This is a genomic window from Rossellomorea aquimaris (assembly GCF_020171925.1).
GTDB lineage: Bacteria > Bacillota > Bacilli > Bacillales > Bacillaceae_B > Rossellomorea > Rossellomorea aquimaris_F.
In genome coordinates, this window is record NZ_JAIVAR010000002.1 from 566,215 (window position 1) to 575,590 (window position 9,376).

Annotated in this window: 9 protein-coding genes; all 9 read left to right on the forward strand. The window is 42.8% G+C overall.

Annotation, left to right across the window (positions count from 1 at the left end; all coding sequences use genetic code 11):
- The first annotated feature begins 166 nt into the window (after nt 1–166).
- The 9 genes from LCM10_RS10365 (at nt 167) to LCM10_RS10405 (ending at nt 9,373) form a co-directional block, all read left to right on the forward strand.
- On the forward strand, nt 167–997 hold the full coding sequence (locus tag LCM10_RS10365; RefSeq protein ID WP_224876186.1) for a family 16 glycosylhydrolase: 831 nt from the start codon (nt 167–169) through the stop codon (nt 995–997).
- Between the two features lie 4 nt (nt 998–1,001).
- A complete protein-coding gene (locus LCM10_RS10370) occupies nt 1,002–2,372 on the forward strand; it encodes a glycosyltransferase family 2 protein (RefSeq protein WP_224876188.1) in 1,371 nt (456 codons plus the stop codon).
- 187 nt (nt 2,373–2,559) lie between these two features.
- Nucleotides 2,560–3,276, forward strand: a complete 717-nt coding sequence (locus LCM10_RS10375) for a GDSL-type esterase/lipase family protein (RefSeq protein ID WP_224876189.1) — start codon at nt 2,560–2,562, stop codon at nt 3,274–3,276.
- Nucleotides 3,277–3,726: 450 nt separating this feature from the next.
- Entirely contained in the window at nt 3,727–4,185 is a 459-nt protein-coding gene (locus tag LCM10_RS10380) for an 8-oxo-dGTP diphosphatase (RefSeq protein ID WP_224876191.1), read from the forward strand.
- Nucleotides 4,186–4,288: 103 nt separating this feature from the next.
- A complete protein-coding gene (gene rapZ / locus LCM10_RS10385; RefSeq protein WP_224876192.1) occupies nt 4,289–5,185 on the forward strand; it encodes an RNase adapter RapZ in 897 nt (298 codons plus the stop codon).
- Between the two features lie 5 nt (nt 5,186–5,190).
- Complete coding sequence (locus tag LCM10_RS10390) at nt 5,191–6,144, forward strand: YvcK family protein (RefSeq protein WP_318247486.1); 954 nt, start codon at nt 5,191–5,193, stop codon at nt 6,142–6,144.
- Nucleotides 6,145–6,200: 56 nt separating this feature from the next.
- Nucleotides 6,201–7,148: a DNA-binding protein WhiA gene (whiA, locus tag LCM10_RS10395; protein ID WP_224876194.1), complete on the forward strand. Its 948-nt coding sequence runs from the start codon at nt 6,201–6,203 to the stop codon at nt 7,146–7,148.
- A 24-nt stretch (nt 7,149–7,172) separates the two neighbouring features.
- The gene (locus tag LCM10_RS10400) at nt 7,173–7,430 is read left to right on the forward strand and encodes an HPr family phosphocarrier protein (RefSeq protein ID WP_224876195.1); all 258 of its coding nucleotides are present in this window, start codon (nt 7,173–7,175) and stop codon (nt 7,428–7,430) included.
- Nucleotides 7,431–7,762: 332 nt separating this feature from the next.
- The gene (locus LCM10_RS10405) at nt 7,763–9,373 is read left to right on the forward strand and encodes a diguanylate cyclase (protein ID WP_224876197.1); all 1,611 of its coding nucleotides are present in this window, start codon (nt 7,763–7,765) and stop codon (nt 9,371–9,373) included.
- Nucleotides 9,374–9,376: the final 3 nt, after the last annotated feature.

Consider the following 9,376-nt stretch of genomic DNA (forward strand, 5'->3'; position numbering starts at 1 on the left):
AACAAAAAGGTTAGATAAATCAAGTATTAATATGGATTCAAGAGATTTAGTTCATTAAAGTGAGCTTTTTGAGTTGATTTGGCCTTTTAAAGTTTGGGGATGTTTGTTCTATAATAAGTACAATAATTCACTATAAAGAACAAATGGTGAGAAGAGAGGAATTAATATGAAGCGCATTTTTGTTTTATTAGTAATTTCATGTGGTTTTATCCTTACATCTTCTTATGAAACCTCAACTATTTCAACTAAAAATGCTCTGAATCTTAACTATGACACAAGTGTAGATGAAGTGCGGTTCAATAAAGGATTAACCACTGTTTCAAACGAGGAATGGAAATTGATCTTTCAAGATGATTTTGATACTGATTCTTTTAATGAAGATGCATGGAATGGGATTAATAAAGGTTGGAATTACAATAATGAGCTCCAATATTATAGGAAAGAAAATATTCAGGTAGGTGATGGTTCTTTAAAATTGAATGCCAAAAAGGAAGAGTATAAAGGTCATACATATACATCCGCGCAAATTAATACAAAATCAAAACTAGAAGTTCATTATGGAAAGATTGAAATTAGAGCAAGATACGATGGAGGGAAAGGATTATTCCCTGCCATTTGGTTACTTCCAGCTGATGACTCAAAAACGTTGCCAGAAGTGGATATTATGGAAGCGATTGGACAAGAACCAAAGAAGGTCTATATGGTGAATCACTTTGGAGAACCTAACCAATACACCACTAATCATCAAATGATCGAAGTTCAGGATAATGAACAGTTCCATACGTATACCTTGGAATGGAATAAGAGTGAATTGAATTGGTATATCGATAATGTGCTTTATTTTTCTAATAGAAAGGGGGTCCCTCATGAACCGATGTATTTGATTTTAAACTTAGCGGTAGGAGGAAATTGGCCAGGAAATCCAGATGAATCCACAAGTTTTCCTTCAACATTTGAGATAGACAGTGTGAAAATATATGAATCTTTAAGGAGATGACCTGATGATACTTATCTCAAGTGTTTTATTTATTTTGAGTCTTGCATTTCCACTTTATCACACAATAAATGCCTACTGGGGAACTCGTAAAACCCCTCATTATTTAGCGACTAATGTCACCAAAGAGGCGGGGATGAGTATATTGGTTCCTTGTTTTAATGAGGAAGATATTCTCCACACTTCTTTAAAAGGAGTTCAATCTTTAACTTACAGTAATTTCGAATTAATTTATATTAATGATGGTTCAACAGATGATACCCTTAATGTATTAGATAAACTACTTGAACTATTTGAGGTGTATGATTCATTTCATCAATCAGACCTTTCTTTCGTACCAATAAAAGCTGTATACAAATCTCGAAAGTATCCGTTCATTAAAGTAATAGATAAAATGAACGGGGGAAAAGCTGATTCTTTAAATGCAGGGATAGCACTTGCAGAAAAGGATATCGTAATCACTTTGGATGCAGATAGTGTGTTAGATTCACAGGCGCTATCTATGCTCAATCAAGCATTTTCAGATCCAGACGTCATAGCTGTAGGTGGAAATGTACATGTATTACAGGGACAGCATTGGCTGAATGATACTTGGACACCAACATTCAGTGGACTAAAGAGTATAGTTAAGTTGCAGATTCTTGAATACATTCGCGGTTTTTATGTTTTCAAATTTTCCCTTGCAAAATCGAATGCATTGTCCATTATATCAGGAGCATTTGGTGCATTTAAAAAAGAGATACTGTTAGAAGTGGGAGGGTATCGAAAAACGCTAGGTGAAGACATTGATATTACTCTTAGAGTTCAGAATGCGATCCTCAAGAGAAAAGCTGGAAAGGTATTATTTATACCGGAAGCTATATGTTATACGGAAGTGCCTGAATCATGGAGAGACCTTTATAACCAAAGGATACGGTGGCAAAAGGCATTTATCGACTGTTTCGTTTTATACTTTCAGGTTTTCATGAAAAGTATCTTTTCAAATAAAATTTCTTTCTTCTTCATTGTCGATTCATTCCTTGCAGGAATTGTAGCTTCATATTTTACTGTCTTTTTCATTGTTACCCTTTTTATCTTTATACCAACTTTGCCGTCTGAAGTATTAGTCTTTTATCTAATCACTTCCTTCGTAGTAAATCTACTTTATATACTAGTTTCCATTAAGATTTCCACCGACTACGGTCATGGTTATTCCAAGACCGAAATAATTAGACTCTCCTTAACTATCGTTTTAGACTTATTTTTTTTCAGATTTATGAACTTACTAATTGTAATTATTGGGAGTTTAGCATACTTTATCAATCATCATGATTGGAACAAAGTATCAAGGTCGGGAAGGGTTTATGAAATTAAGAAAAAAGCAGCTAATCATTCGTAAATAGGAGTGATTTTTATTTTCGGAATAACGTTCTTTATTAAGAACTTCATGATCGTTGGTTATTAGTTAAAACATTCAGTTAAGTGAGTTCAAACGTAATAACCAGAAATAAACAGGATTACATTCCTGGCAAACGGGAATACACACTCCATGAACCGCAGCATAGACCAGGAAGGTATGATCACGTATGACAAAATGGAAGATGATGATCACCATCATGATCATCGCCCTTATACCCGTTATGTATTTCAACTTTTTTGCAGAAGAAAGTAAGTCACAGTCGCAAAAGCGAGTCATCGCGCTGGGTGATTCCCTGACTTACGGATATGGGGATAAGGAGGACGAAGGCTATATCGGCCGTCTGGAACAAAAGGTGAACGAGAAGGAAACAGAGGAGAGCTATCGGTTTCAAAACCTGGGGATTCCGGGACAGAAATCATCCGGTCTTCAAAAGCAGCTGCTGAAACCCAGTGTGGCAGAAGACCTGACAGAAGCAGATTTGTTCATCGTCAACATCGGAACCAATGATTTGATCAAAAGCAATGGAGGGGATTTGGTTCCTCTGCATCATGATAAAATCATGGAAGCGAAGAAGGAATACGTAGATCACTTTAATTTCATCCTCGATACGCTCGAAGCAACGAATGAAGATGCGGATATCCTGGTCATCGGACTGTATAACCCTTATCCTGACCGCGACAGCGACGAAATCGAAGCGTATGTCGATGATTGGAATCAGACGATCATGAACGAGGTGAAGAAGCACGGGAATGTTAAATATGTATCGACCAATCCTTTATTCAAGGGAAAGAAGAAAGAGTCGGTTTTCCACGATTCCCTGCACCCGAATGGCAAAGGATATGAGATTATGGCCAAGCAGATCATGAAGACATATTCATTCTGAATATACTCAACGGAGATTAATTATTCATGGTGATGAATATAGATTCAATGCTTGTTAGACAAATTCCTACAAAAATCGATAGGAATCTAATAAACATTCGTCAATATTAACAATTCCGTAATAACGTTTTAAATCTGTTGTAACACTAGTGAAACAATTATCGGGTAATATAGAAAGTAAGAAATTGACCCCCTTTTTAAGTAATAAATCCCGTTGACGACACAGGACTCGCCTGTGTCTATTTTTTTTGCCATTTTTCCTGTTATAGTGGGGAATAGTGAGTTGTATCACTCGAAAATTGAGGAAGTCTGTCTCATTTTAGTGAAGACTAATCGACAATTATTCCTTGAAGGAGCAGAGACATTGTGGCTTGTCAACAATCATAGTATAATATAAGGAATGAGAAAGGACGGTCATTTGTCCAAATGAACTAGAGTAGAGGTGAAGGACGTGCAGCGTGTCACAAATTGCTTATATCTGAATGGAGACGAAGTACTCCTTCTCCAAAAACCGCGCAGGAATTGGTGGGTGGCACCGGGCGGTAAGATGGAGCCCGGCGAATCGATCCGCGATGCAGTCATACGCGAGTACCGTGAAGAGACAGGAATCTATTTGAAAAATCCGGATTTGAAAGGGGTCTTCACCTTCATCATCAAGGATGGGGATGAAGTGGTCTCTGAGTGGATGATGTTTTCCTTCTTTGCTACAGAGGCAGATGGAGTGAACCTTCAGGAATCGGAAGAAGGAAAGCTACAGTGGCATAAATTCGAAGACATCAAAAACCTGCCGATGGCCGAAGGAGATCATCATATCCTTGACTATCTCCTGCACGGAAAGAAAACCATCTATGGCACATTTACGTATACACCGGATTTCAAGCTGTTATCATACCGTTTGGATCCGAGCTGATAGAAAATACAAATACATTAGGAATGTTCTAGCAGTTGCCCGGAAATCAACTGTGGCTTTACACAGCCGAACATAAAATTCTAAATCAAAGCGGGGGAAGGGTATGAGTACAGGTTCTACGAACGACGTACAATTGGTGATCATTACGGGAATGAGCGGAGCCGGGAAGACGGTCGCCATCCAAAGTTTCGAAGATTTAGGTTTTTTCTGCGTAGATAATTTACCGCCGACTCTTCTGCCTAAATTCCTTGAACTGATGAAAGAGTCAGGTAATAAGATGAATAAGGTTGCACTCGTCATGGACCTTCGCGGAAGGGAATTTTTCGATCATCTTTTCAAGGCGCTTGATGAACTCGCGGAAACGTCGTGGGTGACGCCGCAGATCCTTTACCTGGATGCGGACGATTCGTCCCTTGTCAGACGATATAAGGAAACACGCCGTTCCCATCCGCTTGCCCCGTCAGGCCTTCCTCTTGAAGGGATCCGACAGGAACGCGAGCTGCTTCAGGAGCTGAAGGGACGCGCGCAATTGATTTACACAACGTCGGCGATGAAGCCGAGGGAACTCCGTGAGAAGATCCTGACCGAGTTCTCTGTGAATAAGAAATCGATCTTTACGGTGAATGTCATGTCTTTCGGATTCAAGCACGGGATCCCGATCGATGCGGACCTCGTATTCGATGTGAGGTTCCTGCCGAATCCTCATTATATCGATCATATGCGTCCGAAAACGGGGCTTGATGAAGAGGTCTCCACGTATGTACTGAAGTGGAATGAGACTCATAAGTTCCTGGATAAGGTAACGGATCTGCTTTCATTTATGCTTCCGCATTATAAGCGCGAAGGAAAGAGCCAGCTGGTCGTGGCCATCGGCTGTACCGGCGGGCAGCATCGTTCGGTTGCCTTGGCGGAGCACATCGGGAATCATTTTAAAGAGGATTATCAAACGAAGGTGACTCATCGTGATATCGAGAAGAGAAAGGCAGTCCAGAAGCCATGACCATCATGCCTAAAGTTGTCGTCATCGGAGGGGGAACGGGTCTTCCGGTCCTCCTGCGCGGACTGAAGCGTCATCCGATCGATATTTCAGCGATTGTCACCGTTGCGGATGACGGCGGAAGTTCAGGGCGGCTGAGGGATTCGCTCGATATTCCTCCTCCGGGGGACATCCGGAATGTGCTCGCTGCACTTTCGGAGGTTGAGCCCCTGGTGGAGCAGATGTTCCAGCACCGATTCGAGACAGAGAATGAACTTGCAGGCCATGCGCTCGGGAACTTGATCATTGCCGCACTTGCGTCGATCACTGGGGATTTTGTCCATGCAATCCAGGAGATGAGCCGCGTATTGAATGTGAAGGGGAAGGTCCTTCCGTCTGCCAATCAAAGCGTCATATTGAATGCCGAGATGGAGGACGGGACAATCGTGTCTGGTGAATCGTCCATCCCGAAGGCCGGGAAAAAGATCAAGAGGGTCTTTTTGAAACCGGATGACATCAAGCCGTTGACGGAGACACTTCGCGTCATCAAGGAAGCGGATTTGATTGTCATGGGACCCGGGAGCCTTTATACAAGCATCATCCCGAATCTTCTTGTTCCGGGTATCGGGGAAGCGGTCTGCAAGTCCAAAGCGAAGAAGCTATACATCTGCAACATCATGACGCAGATGGGTGAGACGCTTGGATACACGGCAAGCGATCATGTGAAGGCTTTGTCTGAGCATATGGATTCTTCGTGCATCGATGCGATCCTCGTCAATAACAGGCAGGTCCCTGATGAGATCCAGGCACGTTATGACAAGGAACAGGCACGTCCGGTGCTGTTTGATATCGATCGCTTGAATGCGATGGGATTCGAGGTTCTCGCAGAGGATATTCTCTCATATAATAATGGACTGGTACGTCATAATACGGAAATAGTAGCAAAAATCATTTATTCCTATTTGGAATCATCCGATAAATAAAGAAAGAAATTTCTTTTGTATAAGGTTGTGCAAGCGTTTGCTAGGAGGTGATCGGGATGTCGTTTGCGTCGGAAACAAAGAAAGAACTAACGAATATTGAAGTCAAGGATTGCTGTGCCAATGCTGAATTGTCCGCTCTCATCAGGATGAATGGGTCGCTTTCCTTTTCAAATCAGATGCTAGTCGTCAATATACAAACTGAAAATGCCGCGATAGCTAGAAGGATTTATACATTGATCAAAAAGGGATACGACACCCCGGTAGAGCTTTTGGTACGGAAAAAAATGCGTCTGAAGAAAAATAACGTATACATTGTGCGGATCAAAGAAGATACGAGGATGATACTCGAGGACTTGAAGATCCTTGGTGAAGGGTTCACCTTCATCCATGACATCTCCGAGAGTCTGATCAAGAAGAAATGCTGTAAACGTTCCTATTTAAGAGGGGCATTCCTAGCAGGGGGATCGGTCAATAACCCGGAAACCTCATCCTACCATCTTGAAATCTTCTCTCTCTATGCCGAACACAACGAAGCGTTGTCGGAGTTGATGAACACTTTCGGGCTGAACAGTAAGACACTGGAGAGGAAGAAAGGATTCATCACCTATCTGAAAGAAGCCGAGAAGATCACCGAGTTCCTCAATATCGTCGGGGCCCATAGCTCCCTGCTTCGATTCGAGGATGTTCGGATCGTCAGGGATATGAGGAATTCCGTCAACCGGCTCGTAAACTGCGAGACGGCGAACTTGAACAAAACAATCGGTGCCGCCTTAAGGCAGGTTGAGAACATAAAGTTTATTGAAAAGCATGTAGGATTACAGGTGCTTCCAGACAAACTGCGTGAAATTGCGGAGCTTAGAGTGAACTATCAGGACGTCACGCTGAAGGAACTGGGGGAAATGGTTTCAGGCGGAACCATCAGTAAATCGGGAATCAACCACCGCTTACGGAAAATCGATCAAATAGCCGAGAAGATCAGAGCGGGAGAGAAAATAAGTAAATAAACCGAACAAAGGGGAGAAATGACAATGGTAGAAAAACAAGTCCAAGTAAAATTGAAAACGGGCCTTCAAGCACGCCCTGCAGCACTATTCGTCCAGGAAGCCAACCGCTTCTCATCCGAGATCTTCTTGGAAAAAGACGGAAAGAAAGTGAATGCGAAGAGCATCATGGGACTGATGAGCCTTGCAATCAGCACAGGCTCTGATATCACATTGGCAGCGGACGGAAGCGATGAAGAAGAAGCACTCGCTGCGCTTGAGACGTTTGTCGGGAAAGAAGCATAAGTCAACTTCACATCTCTACTAAAGCTGGTAACGCCATAGGTGTTGCCGGCTTTTTTTATTCATTTGAGGTCGATTCGATCGTGGAGTTGACGTGACCATCACGGACTAGTTCTGGTTGCATACTATTTATAGGTGCACCAACATATCGGGTTTGAAATAAAGATAGATGAGTCTGGGATTTTTTGTTACATTAGTGTTTCAGGAGATGATTTTGGTAAAGGACTATTGTTCAAGTTTCGTTGAACCGGTATCGTCACTGAAAACCGTCATATGGTTTGAGTCGCAAGCATATGAAATGAACACAACCAAAAAATCTTATTAGAAGGCAGAAGATGCAGATGGAAAAATATCAAAAGCATTTTTTAAATAATTTTCGAAAAAAGCTTGAAGAGTGGGAAGCGAAGCAGGAGGTGGAGCATAAGGAAGTGTACCGGTTTGTTCACTCCCTGGCAGGGACCGCCTCCACACTTGGTCTTGATCGAATCGGCGATCTTGCAAGAAAGCTGATGGATCGTATGGATGAAGAGGAAGAGCGTCTATGGACCAATGCTGAACTTAAGGCCACACTGTATGAAATCATCGAGGCGTATTATCGACTCGAGGAAGCGACGGTGGTCACTGAATTCAAAGGAAAAAAAGGTAGGGACGGAGAGGAACCGGTCGTCCTCGTAATCGACGATGATACCTCTTTCCTGATGTATATGAAAGAAGAACTGGAGAACATCGGTTGGTATGTCGTCCCGATTGCGAATCCCGAGAAAGCCGTGAACACGTTCTATGATGTGCGCCCCGATTGCGCCATCATCGACATTCATATGGATGAATCAAATGGGTTTGAGGTGCTTGATTTCTTCAAACACAAGCTGAAACAGCCGTTCATTCCCATGGTCATGGTCAGTGTGGATGGTCGCAAGGACGTCAGGATGAAGAGTTATGAGTTAGGTGCCGATGATTTCATTCAGAAGCCGTTCGAACTTGATGAATTCATTATTCGCGTCAAGCGGCAGATGCAGCGGAAAAAACAGTTTGAAGAGTTGATTTTGATTGACGAATTGACGCATGTATACAACCGTAAGTTTTTGACTCAAGCCTATGAACAGGTGAAAAACGGCTGGGACCGCCGAAAGGAACCATCGTCCATCGCCGTCATTGATATCGACCATTTCAAAAAGGTGAATGATCGATATGGACACTTGGTCGGAGATAAAGTATTGGTCGGATTTGCAAAGTTCCTGAAAGAAAAGGCAAGGGTGCAGGATCTGTTGGTCCGATATGGCGGTGAAGAGTTTGTCATCATCTTCCAAAACACGAACGTGCAGGATGCCCATTCCTTCCTTGATGCCTGGCGTGAAGAATTCAGTGAACGTGTGTTCAAGGAGAACACACCATTCTCCTGTACGTTTTCAGCGGGACTCACTGAGATCACAGACCCGGCGAAACCACTGGAAGAGTGGCTCAGCAAAGCGGATCAAGCCCTCTATGAAGCGAAGGAGAAGGGCAGGAACAAGGTTGAAATCGATTCGGACTCAACCGATATACAACATAACAAGGTCATTAAAGTCGCCATTGTCGACGATGATCCGATCATTCGTACAGTGATGAGGGACATCGTATCCAAGCTGCCTACAGAACAGAACATCCAATATGAAATCAAGAGCTTCAAAGATGGCGCACTATTCATGGAATCAGACTGGCATCGGGACTCGCTTTGCCTCGTGATCCTGGACGGGGTGATGCCGAAGATGGATGGACTTGAGGTCCTTGAACGGCTCCGCAGGCAGAAGGACTCGGACCAATACAAGGTCCTCATGCTTACGTCCCGCAGCAGTGAAAAGGATATATCCCGTTCCTTGCAGCTGGGTGCCGATGATTATATGACGAAACCATTTAAATTGCTCGAGCTGGAAGCACGGTTAGGGCAAATTTTGAAAAGGATGAGGTAAACA